General features: G+C 64.0%; 13 protein-coding genes. 5 read left to right on the top strand and 8 right to left on the bottom strand.

Annotated elements, in window-relative coordinates; all coding sequences use genetic code 11:
* The first annotated feature begins 43 nt into the window (after positions 1-43).
* Entirely contained in the window at positions 44-247 is a 204-nt protein-coding gene (locus VK98_RS19725; protein ID WP_019101271.1) for a cold-shock protein, read from the top strand.
* Positions 248-332: 85 nt separating this feature from the next.
* On the opposite strand, the gene mdtH is transcribed toward VK98_RS19725, so the two are convergent.
* Positions 333-1,535, bottom strand: a complete 1,203-nt coding sequence (mdtH, locus tag VK98_RS19720; RefSeq protein ID WP_048415666.1) for a multidrug efflux MFS transporter MdtH — start codon at positions 1,533-1,535, stop codon at positions 333-335.
* A gap of 87 nt (positions 1,536-1,622) precedes the next feature.
* Here mdtH and VK98_RS19715 point away from each other — a divergent pair, with 87 nt between their 5' ends.
* Entirely contained in the window at positions 1,623-2,528 is a 906-nt protein-coding gene (locus VK98_RS19715; RefSeq protein ID WP_048415665.1) for a LysR family transcriptional regulator, read from the top strand.
* Here the strand turns inward: VK98_RS19715 and VK98_RS19710 are convergent.
* From VK98_RS19710 to VK98_RS19700, 3 genes are all read right to left on the bottom strand, one after another.
* Positions 2,511-3,179, bottom strand: coding sequence for a GntR family transcriptional regulator (locus VK98_RS19710; protein ID WP_048415664.1), 669 nt, complete (start codon positions 3,177-3,179; stop codon positions 2,511-2,513). The two genes, VK98_RS19715 and VK98_RS19710, sit on opposite strands and share 18 nt — an antisense overlap.
* A 497-nt stretch (positions 3,180-3,676) precedes the next feature.
* The gene (gene ubiG, locus VK98_RS19705) at positions 3,677-4,375 is read right to left on the bottom strand and encodes a bifunctional 2-polyprenyl-6-hydroxyphenol methylase/3-demethylubiquinol 3-O-methyltransferase UbiG (protein ID WP_048415663.1); all 699 of its coding nucleotides are present in this window, start codon (positions 4,373-4,375) and stop codon (positions 3,677-3,679) included.
* A 2-nt stretch (positions 4,376-4,377) separates the two neighbouring features.
* Entirely contained in the window at positions 4,378-5,697 is a 1,320-nt protein-coding gene (locus VK98_RS19700; protein ID WP_048415662.1) for a TRZ/ATZ family hydrolase, read from the bottom strand.
* A gap of 254 nt (positions 5,698-5,951) precedes the next feature.
* Between VK98_RS19700 and VK98_RS19695 the strand changes: the two genes are divergently transcribed.
* Positions 5,952-8,762 carry a bifunctional diguanylate cyclase/phosphodiesterase gene (locus VK98_RS19695; RefSeq protein ID WP_048415661.1) on the top strand — a complete coding sequence of 937 codons (2,811 nt, stop codon included), beginning with the start codon at positions 5,952-5,954 and terminating at the stop codon, positions 8,760-8,762.
* A gap of 31 nt (positions 8,763-8,793) precedes the next feature.
* Entirely contained in the window at positions 8,794-9,735 is a 942-nt protein-coding gene (locus VK98_RS19690) for a sensor domain-containing diguanylate cyclase (RefSeq protein ID WP_048415660.1), read from the top strand.
* Positions 9,736-9,748: 13 nt separating this feature from the next.
* Here the strand turns inward: VK98_RS19690 and VK98_RS19685 are convergent, their stop codons facing one another.
* Positions 9,749-10,666, bottom strand: a complete 918-nt coding sequence (locus VK98_RS19685; RefSeq protein WP_048415659.1) for a LysR family transcriptional regulator — start codon at positions 10,664-10,666, stop codon at positions 9,749-9,751.
* A 103-nt stretch (positions 10,667-10,769) separates the two neighbouring features.
* Here VK98_RS19685 and VK98_RS19680 point away from each other — a divergent pair, with 103 nt between their 5' ends.
* Positions 10,770-11,759 (top strand): aldo/keto reductase, encoded by a 990-nt coding sequence (locus VK98_RS19680; protein ID WP_048415658.1) that lies wholly within the window; start codon positions 10,770-10,772, stop codon positions 11,757-11,759.
* A gap of 8 nt (positions 11,760-11,767) precedes the next feature.
* On the opposite strand, the gene VK98_RS19675 is transcribed toward VK98_RS19680, so the two are convergent.
* From VK98_RS19675 to lysS, 3 genes are all read right to left on the bottom strand, one after another.
* Positions 11,768-12,217, bottom strand: a complete 450-nt coding sequence (locus VK98_RS19675) for a hypothetical protein (RefSeq protein WP_048415657.1) — start codon at positions 12,215-12,217, stop codon at positions 11,768-11,770.
* 147 nt (positions 12,218-12,364) lie between these two features.
* Positions 12,365-12,688, bottom strand: a complete 324-nt coding sequence (locus tag VK98_RS19670; protein WP_048415656.1) for a monooxygenase — start codon at positions 12,686-12,688, stop codon at positions 12,365-12,367.
* A gap of 294 nt (positions 12,689-12,982) precedes the next feature.
* Positions 12,983-14,488: a lysine--tRNA ligase gene (lysS, locus tag VK98_RS19665; RefSeq protein ID WP_048415713.1), complete on the bottom strand. Its 1,506-nt coding sequence runs from the start codon at positions 14,486-14,488 to the stop codon at positions 12,983-12,985.
* Positions 14,489-14,493: the final 5 nt, after the last annotated feature.

Genomic DNA, 14,493 nt, shown 5'->3' with positions numbered 1-14,493 from the left:
AAGTTGGTCGGCTTCACCAGCCTTTTTTTGCAAGGAAGTAAGAATGGCATTAGGTACCGTTAAGTGGTTCAATGACGCTAAAGGCTTTGGTTTCATTACTCCGGACGAAGGCGGCGAAGACTTGTTCGCTCACTTCTCGGCCATCAACATGCAAGGCTTCAAAACCCTGAAAGAAGGGCAACGTGTAAGCTTTGAAGTGGTGTCCGGTCCGAAGGGCAAGCAAGCGTCCAACATTCAGAACGCGTAATACCGGTTTGACTGTCTGTTTGCCGCAAGGCAAACAGCCCAGCTGATTGATGAAAAGCCCGCCATCCGGCGGGCTTTTGTTGTTGTCAGGCCGCTTGTTTGGCCGCCCTCGGCGCGGCCGCGCCGAACTGGCGCGCCAGCGCGATGAAGGTGAGCGCGCCCGCGGCGGCCAGCAGCAGCCAAGGCAGGCCGGCCTGATGCCGGCTTTGGGCCAAATCGTACAGCCAGCCGCCGGCGAGGAAGCCGCCGCCGCCGCCCAGGGCCAGCCCCAGCCGGCTGGCACCCATATAGCTGGCCCTGGCTTCCGGTCGGGCCAGGCTGGCCACCAGGGTTTCCCGCGCCGGCTCGGTGATGAGGGTGCCGAGAAAGAACGCCGCCAGGATGACGAAGGCGGCCAGCGGCTGCCGCACCGCGGCCATGCAGGCCAGGCTGAGGCTCATCAGCGCAATGCCGGCCAGCATCCTGGTCTCCAGGCGGAAATGACGCTCGCCCAGCCGCGCCAGCGGGTAGAGCAGGCTGAGCGACAGGGCGGTTTCCAGGCCGTACATCCAGCCGACGGCCTGGGCGGTGCCGGTCAGCTGCTTGATGGCGATGGGCAACAGCAGCATGATCTGCACGCTGAGCAGGTAGTAGCCGCTGAGGGTGAGCACCAGCTTCAGGAAGCGGCGGTCGTTCAGCACGATGCGGATGGACGCCAGCGCCGGCGCGCGCCGGGCGGCGACGCGATAATTCGGCAGCAGGCAGGCGTTTGCCGCCGCCGCCGCCAGAAACGCGACGGCGCCGCCCAGGCAGACCCAGCGGAAATCGAACTGCAGCAGCCAGGAGCCGAACAAGGCGCCGCCCACCGCGCCGGCGCTGTCCTGCATCATCAGCAGCGAGTAGAAGCGGTTGCGTTCGCGCGGCCGCGTCAATTTGGCCACCAGCGCGGAGCGCGGCGGATCGAACAGGGTGCCGCCCAGGCCGGAAAGCAGGCAGGACAGCCAGAGCTGCCACGGCGAGTCCGCCAGCGCCATGGCGGCGAAGCCGGCGGCGCGCAGCAGCATGCCGGCCACGATCAGCGGCTTGGCGCCGAAGCGGTCGGCCAAGGAGCCTCCGAACAAGCCGAGCCCTTGCTGGGTGAGCTGGCGCAAGCCCAGCCCAAATCCCACCGCGGCGGCGGTCCAGCCTAATTGATCGACGAAATGCAGGCTGATCAAGGGAAAGACCATGAAGAAACCGAATACCACGATCAGGTTGTCCAGCAGGATGAAGCCTTTGCCCAAGGTCCGGGCCCGCGCTAGCAATGCCATGAAATCTCCTTATTTTCATGTCATTTTAGGAGCGGTCCTGATATTCTGTAACTGACTAATCTGTAATAGTTAATATTGGATTTTCTTATGTCTATCGTCCTCTCCGATTTGCGCCTGCTGCTGGATATCGCCGAATTGGGCAGTTTTAGCCAGGCCGCGGCCAAGCGCGGCTGGTCGCAGCCGCAGGTCAGCCAGCGGGTGCAGGCGCTGGAGCAGGAATTGGGGACTTACCTGTTTCATCGCCATCGCCGTGGCGCGGAGCCCACAGCGGCCTGCCTGGCCTTTTTGCCATCGGCGCAGCAGGCGGCGTCGGCGCTGGAGCAGGGGCGGGAAATCCTGCAGGGCACGCCGGCCTTGCCCTGTCTGCGGCTGTCTTGCCTGCCCTCGCTGACCTCGGCGGTCTTTGGGCCTTTGCTGTTGGACCTGGCCGAGGCGCCGCTGGAAATCCGCTGCGACACCGATCACTCGCCGCTAATCATGCAGAACCTGTTGTCCGGCCTGGTGCAGGTGGGCTTTGTGCTGCGTTGCCCGGCGATGGCCGGCATTCAGATGGAAACGCTGTGGCGCTCTCCCATCGTGGCGGTGGCGGCGGCCGGGCATCCGCTGGCGGAGCGCCGGGAGCCGATATCGCTGGAGGAGGTGGCCGCCTACCGCATCGCCCCCCAGTACTGGGGCGTGGAGTGCGATGAGTTGATACGCCGGCTGCGGCTGGCGCGCACCGTGGCCCAGCCCATCCATGCGGTCCAGCCGGCGTCGGCGGCCAGGGAATTGGCGCTGCGCCACGGTTTCCTGTGTTTCATGCCGGAATTGTCGATTCAGTCCGATCTGGCCGACGGCGTTTTGCGACGGCTGAGCGTTGTCGACCTGCCGGCCTGGCACTGGGAGGTCACCATGGCCTGGCGAGCCGGCAAGCGCAGGGACGGGGGGAAGGAATTGGTGCTGGACGCCGCCCGGGCTTTGGCCGGGCGGTGGGCGTCAATGGCGTCCGGCTAGCGACTCGGCCGCACTTTGCGCCAGCTGGCTGTATTGCTGGCCGAATTCGGCCACCATCTGGCGCAATTTGGCGGTGTCGCGGGCGATGATGGTCTTGAGCAGGTTTTCCAGGAAGAGCTGGGTCTGATCCATCTGGCTCTTGCCGGCCCGCAGAATGGCGAACAGACAGCGCTGGGTCAGCGGCAGCAAGTCTTTCAGCGTGTGTTCCAGATAGCGGTTGCCGGCGTAGCGGTACAGGGTGTCGAGGAAATCGACGCCGTGCTCGTAAAAGCCGTGCAAATCGTCTTTGCGGTTGCAGTCGGCCAACTGGGTGGTGACTTCGAAGAAGTGGGCCAGATCGTCGTTCTGCCACGAGGTGGCGAGATTACAGACCGCTTGATCCAGCAACAGAAACCACAGCTCGAAGAAATGGCGCACATCCTGGCCGGTGATGCTGGATACCACCGCGCCGCGGCGCGGAAAAATCTCCACCAGATGGCGGCGTTGCAAAATCAATAAAGCTTCGCGCACGGACCCGCGGCTGACGTCCAGTTCCGACGCAATGCGCAACTCCTGGATGCGATCTCCTGCCTGCATCGTGCCTTGTATGATTTGTTTGCCCAGGTATTGGGCGATTTGTTCGGTCAGTGAGTCGTTCGCTTTGAACGTCATCTTGCTCTCCGGAATAGAATATTATTATTTTCCTATGTTTGATATGCGACGGCAATCAAACTGCAACGTTTGTCTGGCAGTAGTTTGTCCGACAGATTGTTGTTATCAAAACATTATCAGCGGTTTTGGCGCGGACTGTTGTCAACTTGCCGCACTAGACCTGCGTCCGGAAGGTTTTTCTTGCGCATTCATCATATCAATCGTACGATTAAAACGCTTGTTTGAAATGGCTGACACGAGAGGGGCTATCAAAATGGGCGAGAGGCGTCGGAGAGGCATTTCCGCCGCCTTGCGGACCCGGCCGGCGGCCGGCCCGCGCGGGAACAGCAGCCTCGCAGGCGACGAACGGCGCAAGTCGAACGCCGCCGCAAGCGGGCCGTCCCGCGAGGGCGTCGAAGCCGGCGCGGCGTTCGCGAACTTTAGCGGGTTGTGTCCGGTGTGGAACCGGGAGTGTGATTCAGGCCTTCGCCTTCGGCGAAGGCCTTTTTTCTTGCCGCTTATTCGGGACGGCGGCAGGCCATCAGATAGTTGACCGCTGTGTCGTCGCCCAGCGCATAGATGCGGGTCAGCGGGTTGTAGCTCATGCCGCGGACGGCGTCCAGTTCCAGACCTGCGTTGCGGGCCATGCGCGACAATTCCGAAGGCTTGAGGAAGCGCGCGTATTCGTGAGTGCCGCGCGGCAGCATGTTCAGCACGTATTCGGCGCCGACCACCGCCAGCAGATAGGACTTGGCGTTGCGGTTGAGCGTGGAGAAGAACACCCAGCCGCCGGGCTTGACCAGGCTGGCGCAGCTGCGCACCACGCTTTGCGGGTCCGGCACGTGCTCCAGCATTTCCATGCAGGTGACCACGTCGAAGCTGGCCGGCGCTTCCGCCGCCAGTTCCTCCACCGCCACGCAGCGGTAGTCCACCGTCACGCCGGACTCCAGGCTGTGCAATTGCGCCACTTTCAGCGATTTCTTGGCCAGGTCTATGCCGGTGACGGCGGCGCCGCGCGCGGCCATGCTCTCCGCCAGGATGCCGCCGCCGCAGCCCACGTCCAGCACTTGCTTGCCGGCGATGGCCGCGCGTTCGTCGATGAAGCCCAGGCGCAGCGGGTTGATTTCATGCAGCGGCTTGAATTCGCCGCTCATGTCCCACCACTTGTGCGCCAGCTGGCTGAATTTGTCGATTTCGGTTTCGTCTACATTGATCATGATTATTTCGCCAGGATGCGGTGACGCCAGTCTTCCGCGCGCGCCTTGAGCGCGGCTTCGTCCAGAGTCTTGAGTTGGCGTTGTTCCAATAGGGCCTGGCCTTTGACCCAGACGTGGCTGACTTGTTCGCGGCCGGCCGCGTAGACCACGTGGGAGATCGGATCGAAGGCCGGCGCGGTTTCGATGGCGGACAGGTCGATGGCGATCAGGTCGGCCTGCTTGCCGGCCTTGATCGAGCCGACCTTGTCGGCGATGCCCAGCGCGCGCGCGCCGTTCAGCGTGGCCATGCGGATGGCGGTGGCGGCCGGAACCGAGGTGGGGTCCAGCGTGCCCACTTTGGCCAGCAGCGCCGCCAGCCGGGTTTCCGCCAGCATGTCCAGCTTGTTGTTGGACGCGGCGCCGTCGGTGCCTATGCCCACTGCGATGCCGGCCTGCAGCATCTTGGGAATCGGGGCGATGCCGGAAGCCAGCTTCATATTGGACGAGGGATTGTGCGCGACCGACACGCCGTGCTTGGCGGCGATGTCGATTTCCTCGTCGTTCAAATGCACCATGTGGGCGGCGATCAGGCGCGGCGACAGCAGGCCCAGCTGTTGCAGGCGGGCCAGCGGGCGCTGGTGGCGTTCCTTGACGCTATTGCTCACTTCGTCCGCGGTTTCGTGGATGTGGCAATGGATCAGCATGTCTTCCTGCTCGGCCAGCGTCACCACCTTGGCGAAGGTGTCGTCCGACACGGTATAGGGCGCGTGCGGGGCCAGCGTGAAGGTGATCAGCTCTTCGCCCAGAAACTGGCGGCGCTCGGCCAGGGACTTGCTGATGTAGTCGTCGGCGTTGCTGGCGTAATTGGTGGGGAATTCCAGGATGGAACAGCCGACGAAGGTGCGCATGCCGGAGGCCAGGCCGGCGCGCGCCATCGCGCCGTGATAGAAATACATGTCGTTGATGGTGGTGGTGCCGCCGCGGATCATTTCCCCCATCGCCAGCAGCGCGCCGTCGAACACGAAGTCGTCGCGCACATGTTTGCCCTCGGCCGGCCAGATATGGTTGGTCAGCCAGTCCATCAGCGCCTTGTCGTCGGCCATGCCGCGCAACAGCGTCATCGCGGAGTGGCCGTGCAGATTGATCAGGCCCGGCATCAGCACGTGATTGGGCAATTCCACGCGTTGATCCGCCTCCAGCGCGCCGGCTTGGTCGGCTGGAATAATCGCGGCAATCCTGCCATCCTTCAAAGCAATGGCGTGGTTTTCCAGGATTTCGCCGTCTTCCTCGACGGTAATGATCCAGCGGGCGGAGATAATTTTGTCATAACGGGACTGGGACATGGGGCAATCCTGGCGCGATTTTGAAGTGTGGTGGATTGTAGGCCGAGGCTAAATGCAAGGCAATGACGGAGCGCGGGAAGCGGCGCCGGAGCGCGCCGGCGCAAGGCTTGCCGGAGCCGGGCTTGACAAGGCGATGACTAGTGAATATTCCAGCATTTTGCCGCGATTATCCGGTGTATACTTTTGAAAATATGAACAACTGACGCATGGGCTCAATTGCCTGCGGCTAATGGCGAGCGATAATAAACGCAAACATGGCACACCACGCTGACGATAAATCCACAGCCAGTACCGGCCTTTCCCTTAGGGCTGTTTTTCTCATCGCCGTGGTGCTGGGCTTGCTGATTCCCGCGTCCATCATCAGTTATCTGAGTTTCAATATTCAACGGGACGCGCTGACCGCCCAGTTGGAAACCGATCAAAAACGCCTGCTGGACATTGTCGCCCTGGGCATGCAGGAGCCCTTGTGGAACCTGAGCCGCCAGGCCGGCAACCCCTTGATCGCTTCGGTGATGGAGGACGCGAGGGTGGTTTCCATCCGCGTCACCGATACCCAGTCCAATCAGATTTTCCTGTCCTCGGTGCGCGCGGAACGCCGCATCGGCAGCGTGTCCTTCGTGGAAAAACCGGTGATCTACCGCGGCGAGGAAATCGGCCAGGTGACGCTGGAGTTCGACAACGAGCATCTGGCCATCGCGCTCAACAACCAGATCAAGAACATCCTGATGATTCTGGCGGCGCAGCTGGTGTTGTCCATCCTGCTGATCATGAGCATTCTGCATTCGCGCTTCCTCAGCCCGATGAAGGCCCTGACCGAGCAGGCGCGCTTGTTGGCCGAACTCAAGCTGGACCGGCCGTTCGAATGGCAGCGCCGCGACGAGATCGGCCATCTGGGCAAACATCTGGAATGGACCCGCGCCGAACTCAAGCGCCTGCTGGACGAGTTGCGCGCCAAGACGCTGGCGCTGGAGGCGGACATCTCCCGCCGCCGCGAGGTGGAGGACGCGCTGCGCCGCTCCGAGAACAAATACCGCGAGCTGTTCTGGTCCAATCTGGACGGCATCGTGATCAGCTCGCTGGACGGCCAGGTGATAGACGCCAACCCCGCCTTCCTCAATCTGATGTGCTACAGCCTGGACCAGCTCAAGCTGCAGAATTTCTGGACTCTGGTGGGGCCGGAGAGCGAGGCGCTGGAACGCTTCAATCTGGACAACAAGGTTTTGCGCTTCGGCTACTGCGACGAGTTCGAGGCCACCTACATCAACCGCTTCGGCAATCCGGTGCCGGTCAGCGTCAAGACCGTGGCGATGCGCGACGCTTTCGGCCGCATCAACGCGGTGTGGCGCATGGTGCGCGACATCTCCGAGAAGCGCGCGGCGGAGGAGAGGGTGCAACTGGCCGCCAAGGTGTTCGAGAACACCGTGGAAGGCATCATGATCACCGACGCCGACAAACGCATCCGCAGCGTCAACCGCGCCTTCACCGAAATCACCGGCTACACCCAGCACGAGGTGCTGGGCCAGAAGACCAGCGTGTTGTCCTCGGGCCGCCACGACCAGCCGTTTTACGAGCAGATGTGGCAGTCCATCGCCGATCACGGCTCCTGGCAGGGCGAGCTGTGGAACCGCCGCAAGAACGGCGAGGTGTTCCCGGAATGGCTGGCGATCAACGCGGTGCGCAACAGCCTGGGCGAAATCACCCATTACGTGGCCATCTTCAGCGATCTGACCGAACGCAAGGCGGCCGACGAGCGCATCCAGTTCCTCGCCCACTTCGACGTGCTGACCAGCCTGCCCAACCGCGTGCACATGCAGGACCGGGTGGAGCTGGCGATCCACAACGCCGGCCGCGACAACGAGCGGCTGGCGCTGTTGCTGCTGGACCTGGACCGCTTCAAGACCGTCAACGAATCGCTGGGCCACACCGCCGGCGACACCCTGCTGCAGGTGGCGGCGGACCGCATCAAGGGCGTGCTGGGGCCGGGCGAGATGCTGGCGCGCCAGGGCGGCGACGAATTCATCGTATTGCTGCCGGTGATTTCCGATCCCGGCGAGGCGGCGCTGGCGGCGGAGCGCATCCGCGACGCCTTCTCCGCGTCGATCGAGCTGCACAACCATGTGATCACCATCACGCCGTCCATCGGCATCAGCGTCTACCCGGACGACGGCCGCGACTACGAAACCCTGGTGCGCAACGCCGACGCGGCGATGTACCACGCCAAATCCTCGGGCCGCAACAGCTACAAGTTCTACACCGCCGACCTCAACGCCCGCGCGCGCGAAATCCTGGCGATCGAGAGCCAGCTGCGTTTCGCCTTGGAGCGCGAGGAATTCGTGCTGCATTACCAGCCGCAGGTGGAAATGGCCAGCGGCCGCATCATCGGCGCCGAGGCGCTGATCCGCTGGAACCACCCGTCGCTGGGCGTGCTGGGGCCGGTGCGCTTCATCGAGGTGGCGGAAGAGCGCGGCTTCATCGTGCAGATCGGCAACTGGGTGATAGGCGAGGCCACGCGCCAGCTGGCCGCCTGGCGCAGCCAGGGCCTGCCGGAACTGACCCTGGCCATCAATCTGTCCGCCTTGCAGTTCCGTCAGTCCGATCTGGCGGACCAGATCACCTCGGCGCTGGCCACCAACGGCCTGCCCGGCCACGCGCTGGACATCGAGGTGACCGAGAGCGTGGTGATGGAGGACGCGATGGCCACCATCCAGGCCATCGACAATATGAAGAACATGGGGCTGAAGCTGTCCATCGACGACTTCGGCACCGGCTATTCCAGCCTGTCCTATCTGAAGCGTTTCAAGGCGGACAAGCTGAAGATCGACCGTTCCTTCGTGCGCGACATCCCGCACGACGCCGACGACACCGCCATTGCCCGCGCCATCATCAATATGGCCAAGAACCTGAACATGAAGGTGGTGGCGGAAGGGGTGGAAACGATAGAGCAATGGCACTTCCTGCAACGCGAGGGCTGCGAGTACGTGCAAGGCTATCTGATCGCCCGGCCGCTGCCGGCGGACGAGTTCGTCAAACTGCTGGCGCAGGACAGCCTGTTGCCGCAGGAGTGAGCTGACCCAAGGGCTGGGCGGGAGCGCGCTGATGACTTTCAGGATTGGCGACGAGGCGGTGGATGTCGGCAAGGAGGTGCTGTCGCGCAGCCTGGACTTCGTGCCCATTCCCATCCTGATTTCGGAGTCCGACGCCAAGTTGGACCAGCCCGGCCGGCGCGTCCATCGCTATCTCAACCGCGCTTTCCTGCAACAGATAGGCTATACGCTGGAGCAGATGCCGGACATGGAGGCCTGGTTCCGGCTGGCTTATCCCGACCCGGCCTACCGCCTGGAGGTGGAGCAAAGCTGGCTGCAGGCGGTGAAGGACAGCCTGGCGCTGGGCCGCAATCTGGCGGAGATGACGGTGCGGGTCTGTTGTGCCGACGGCCGCTTGCGCTGGTTCATCGTCACCGCGCAGCTGCACGCCGACCTGCTGCCCAACTGGCACATCGTTACCTTTCGCGACGTGGACGACCTCAAGTGCATGATGGACGAGAACGCCCGGCTGTCGCGCACCGATTTTCTCACCGGACTGATCAACCGCCGCGAGGCGGTGCGCCAGCTGGAGTCCGCCTGGCTGCAATGGCTGCAGACGCGCCGGCCCTTCGCCGTGCTGCTGTGCGACATCGACCACTTCAAGCTGGTGAACGACCGCTTCGGCCACGACGGCGGCGACTACGTGCTGGTGGAGGCGGCGCGCCTGCTGCGCGAGGCGTTTCCGGATTTGCTCTGTTCGCGCTGGGGCGGGGAGGAGTTCCTGCTGCTGGCTCCGGACGCCGATGGGGCCGAGGCCGCGGTCTTGGCGGAGCGGGCTCGGCAGCGGCTCGCCGGCGCCCAGCTGCAGTGGCAGCAGCAGCCGGTGCCCCTGACGCTGAGCATAGGCCATGTCTGCGCGCAGCCGGGCCTGGAGGTGGAGGCTCTGCTGCAACGCGCGGACGCCGCCTTGTATCTGGCCAAGGCGGCGGGACGCAATTGCTGTCGGGCGGGCTGAGGCCGACGCGCCGTCAGCGGGCGTCCGGCGCGGGCCCGGCCATGGCCTGTCTCAGATAATCGATGAACACCCGCAGTTTCGCCGGCTGATGCAGGTGGTGCGGGTAATACAGGTAAAAGGCCTCCGCCGGCGGCATCCACTCGTCCAGCACCGTCACCAGGCCGCCGTCCGCCAGATGCGGCGTGGCCATCGCTTGCGGCAAATAGGCGAGCCCCAGCCCGTCCAGCGCGACGTGCAGCGCCGCTCCGGTGTCGTTGGCGGTCAGCGGCCCTTGCACCGCGACTTCGAACGGCCGTCCGGCGTCGACGAATTGCCAGCGGTAGATCTGGCCGCTGCTGGCGAAGCGATAGCGCAGGCAATCATGCTGCCGCAATTGGGCCGGATGCTCGGGCGCGCCGCGCGCCTGCAGATAGCGGGGGCTGGCGGCCACGCAAAAGCGGAGCGGGGCGCTGACCGCCACCGCCTGCATGTCTTGCTGCAGGCTCTCGCCAAAGCGCAGGCCGGCGTCCAGGCCGCGCTCCACGATGTCCACCAGCTGGTTGTTCACATCCAGTTCCAGCCGCAGCTGCGGATGAGCGCGCATGAAGCCGGGCAGCAGCGGATACAGCAGCAGGCTGGCGGCGATGTGGGGCAGGGTCAGCTTCAGCGTGCCGCTGACCTGGCCCTGCCATTGACGGGTGTCGTCCAGCGCGCCGTCCAATTGTTCCAGCAACGGCGTGATCCGAGCCAGCAGCGCCTGGCCGGCCTCGGTCAGTCCTACCTTGCGGGTGGTGCGGTTCAGCAGGCGCACGCCCAACTGGGCTTCCAGCTGACGCAGCGTCTGGCTCAGCGCCGAAGGCGTGATCTCTTGTTGAGCGGCGGCGCGGGTGAAGCTGCCGTGTTGGGCGATCAGACGGAAGGCTTGCAGCGCGTGCAGGGAATTTTGCGGCATTGTGAAGTTATTCTACGTAATGCATGCAGATTAAGCCCATTTTTCCCATTGAGGCAAGAGTCTATGCTGCAGGCATCTTAACCAACCACGAAAGATGGCAGGCATGAAACAACGTATCCTGGGCCGTAACGGCCCTTCCGTTTCCGCGCTGGGCTTGGGCTGCATGGGCATGAGCGCCTTCTACGGCGCGCATGACGACGCGGAATCGCTGCGCACGCTGAATCACGCGCTGGACCGCGGCGTCAATCTGCTGGACACCGCGGATATGTACGGTCCCTATCGCAATGAGGAGTTGTTGGCGCAAGTTTTGAAATCGCGCCGCCAGGAGGTGGTGCTGGCCACCAAGTTCGGCATCGTGATGGATTCGGCCAATCCCGCCGCGCGCGGCGTCAACGGCCGGCCCGAGTACGTACGCAGCAGCTGCGAGGGTAGTCTCAAGCGCTTGGGCGTCGACGTCATCGACCTTTACTACCTGCACCGCGTGGACCCGCAGGTGCCGATCGAAGAAACGGTGGGCGCGATGGCGGAGCTGGTGCGCGCCGGCAAGGTCCGCTATCTGGGCTTGTCCGAAGCCGCGCCCGAGACTCTGCGCCGCGCGCACGCCGTCCACCCCATCCACGCGCTGCAAAGCGAATACTCCTTGTGGACGCGGGATCCGGAACAAGAGGCGCTGGCCCTGTGCCGGGAACTGGGCGTCGGTTTCGTCGCCTACAGCCCGCTGGGCCGCGGCTTTCTGACCGGGGCGATCCGCAGCCCGGACGACTTCGACGCCGACGACTACCGGCGCGGCAATCCGCGCTTCCTCGGCGAGAATTTCCAACGCAACCTGGCGCTGGTGGACCGGGTGAAGGCCTTGGCCGAGGCCAAGGGCTGCTCGCCGGCGCAATTGGCGCTGGCCTGGGTGCTGGCGCGCGGCGATCACATCGTCGCCATTCCCGGCGCGCGCCGCATCCGCAATCTAGACGACAATCTGGGCGCGCTGGCGGTGGAGCTGAGCGCGGCGGAGCGGGCGGAGATCGACGCGCTGTTTCCGCCGGAGGCCGTCAGCGGCCTGCGCTACGCGGCTGAAGTGATGGCGACGGTGCAGCGCTGAGCGGGGCCCTAGCGGTCTCGCCGCCAGTCGCGGCGGTCGCGCTCATGGCCGCGGCCATGGTCGTGATCGTCGCCGCCGCGCCACTCGCGCCGATCATGTTCGCGCCAGTGCTCATGGCCGTGCCGGACCTGCTGGTAACGCGGCACATAGACTTGGCGGTACCACTCGTCGCGGACGAAGTAGACCGGGCGGCCGCAGGCGCCGTAGCGGCCGCAGTAGCGGCGCCAATCCTTCATGTGACCGGGCGGCACCCGCAGATACATCGGCGCCACCGATACCGGAGCGGGCTGGATGAGCACCGGTTGCGGATAGATCAGTTGCGGCGGCGGGAAGCCGCCAAGGGTGAGTTGGCCGTAGAAACCGGGTTGGCCGATGGCGATGGAGACGCCGGCCTGGGCCGGCATGGCGCAGAACCATGCCGAGGCGGTCAGCGCGGCGAATGCGAATAGGCGTTTCATGGCGAATGTCCTTTTGGTCGTACAAGCGAGTGTTGTACTGCCAATATCGTCCGGGACTATTGCGCATGCGCGAAGCTGCACGGCGGAATGATGTCTAATGTTGGCGGCAAGGGGGTTTGGCAAACAAAAGCAAAACTTTCCGGCCGCTCAGCCCTGGACCGGGCCGCAGACGAAATCCGCGTGGTTGATCTGGCTGAGCGCCGGGTTGACGTCGAAGATTCTGCCGCTCACCTCGCTTACGCCCAAGGCCTTCAGTCTGGCGCTATGCATGCGCAAATAGGCTTGCGCGCTTTCCTCGTCGGCAAACAGATAAACGCCGCCGGCTTCTTGCCGGTGCGGATTCTCCGTCCATATCTTCCAGATGAAGCCGGGTTCCTGATTGATGGAGGCCGCCAGCGCTTGCAGTTGCGCGCTCATGTCGTCGCCGAAGGGGCCGGGGTAGTCGAAGTGGACTTGTAGCAGTTTGGGCATGAAAGCGTTTCCTTGGGGATGAAGAACCCTATGGGGAGCGGGCCTGCACGGCTTGCGACGCCGGGCAGGGCGCCGCGTCGCGCATCGCCATGATACTCGCCTGGCGCGGGCGCGCTCTGGCCGAGATCAAGCAAGCGAGGGGGGACAGGGGGGCGGCCCGATCAGAATCGGCAGCGCTGTGGGCGGGGCTGTTTCGAAACGCGGCTTCGGCCTTGGCGCGGCCTTGAACGAGCGCGAATGAAAAAGCCGCTCGCGGTTGGCGAGCGGCTTCATCGTGCCGGAGGCGGGAGGCGCTTATTCCGGACGCATCTGCGGGAACAGGATGACGTCGCGGATGGACGGCGCGTCGGTCAGCAGCATCACCAGGCGGTCGATGCCGATGCCGCAACCGCCGGTCGGCGGCAGGCCGTATTCCATCGCGCGGATGTAGTCGGCGTCGTAATGCATCGCTTCGTCGTCGCCGGCGTCCTTTTGCGCCACCTGGGACAGGAAGCGCGCGGCCTGGTCTTCCGGATCGTTCAACTCGGAGTAGCCGTTGGCGTGCTCGCGGCCGACGATGAACAGTTCGAAGCGCTCGGTCAGGCCCGGCTTGCTGTCGGAGCCGCGCGCCAGCGGGGACACTTCCACCGGGTAGTCGATGATGAAGGTCGGGTTCCACAGCAGGCTCTCGGCGCACTCTTCAAACAGCGCCAGCTGCAGGCTGCCCAGGCCAGGCGCCGGCGGCAGCTTGCCGCCCAGACGCTTGATCTCGGAGGCCACCCAGGCCGCGTCGTCCAGTTGCGCGTCGGTGTATTGCGGGTTGTAGTGCTTGATCGCGCCGACGATGGTGAAGCGGTCGAAAGGCTTGCCCAGGTCCACTTCCTTGCCCTGATAGCTGACGGTGGTGGAGCCGCAGGACACCAGCGCGCATTCGCGGATGATGGTTTCGGTCATCTCCATCATGCGCTGGTAATCGCTGTAGGCCTCGTAGAACTCGATCATGGTGAACTCGGGGTTGTGGCGGGTGCTCATCCCCTCGTTGCGGAAGTTGCGGTTGATCTCGAACACGCGTTCCAGGCCGCCGACCACCAGGCGCTTCAGGTACAGCTCCGGCGCGATGCGCAGGTACAAGGGCATGTCCAGCGCATTGTGGTGGGTGACGAAAGGCTTGGCCGCGGCGCCGCCCGGGATCGGGTGCATCATCGGGGTTTCCACTTCCAGATAGCCTTCGCCCACCATCACGTCGCGCACCTTCTGGATGATCTTGGAGCGCTTGATGAAAGTCTGGCGGCTATCCTCGTTCATGATCAGGTCGGCGTAGCGCTGACGGTACTTGGTTTCCTGATCGGTGATGCCGTGGAATTTTTCCGGCAGCGGACGGATGTTCTTGGACAGCAGGCGCACTTCGCTGGCCTGCACCGTCAGCTCGCCGGTCTTGGTCTTGAACAGGGTGCCCTTGACGGCGACGATGTCGCCCAGGTCCCAGTGCTTGAACTCGGCGTGCGCGTTTTCGCCCACGCCGTCATTGGAGATATAGGCCTGGATGCGGCCGCTGCCGTCTTGCAGCGTGGCGAAACTGGCCTTGCCCATCACACGTTTCAACATCATGCGGCCGGCGACGGCAACCTCGATCTTCTCGGCTTCCAGCGCTTCTTTTTCCTTGCCGGCGTGCGCGTCCTGCAAGGCTTGCGCGAAGTGGCTGCGCTTGAAGTCGTTGGGGAAGGCGATGCGTTGTTCGCGGATGCTCTTCAGCTTCTGGCGGCGTTCCGCCATGATCTGGTTTTCGTCCTGGCTGGGCGATGCTTGCTCGTGTTCAGACATGTTCA

This window comes from Chromobacterium sp. LK11 (assembly GCF_001043705.1).
In the GTDB taxonomy this organism is placed as follows: domain Bacteria; phylum Pseudomonadota; class Gammaproteobacteria; order Burkholderiales; family Chromobacteriaceae; genus Chromobacterium; species Chromobacterium alkanivorans.
The sequence above is the reverse complement of the archived record's forward strand: the minus strand, read 5'-3'. Positions and strand labels throughout refer to the sequence as shown.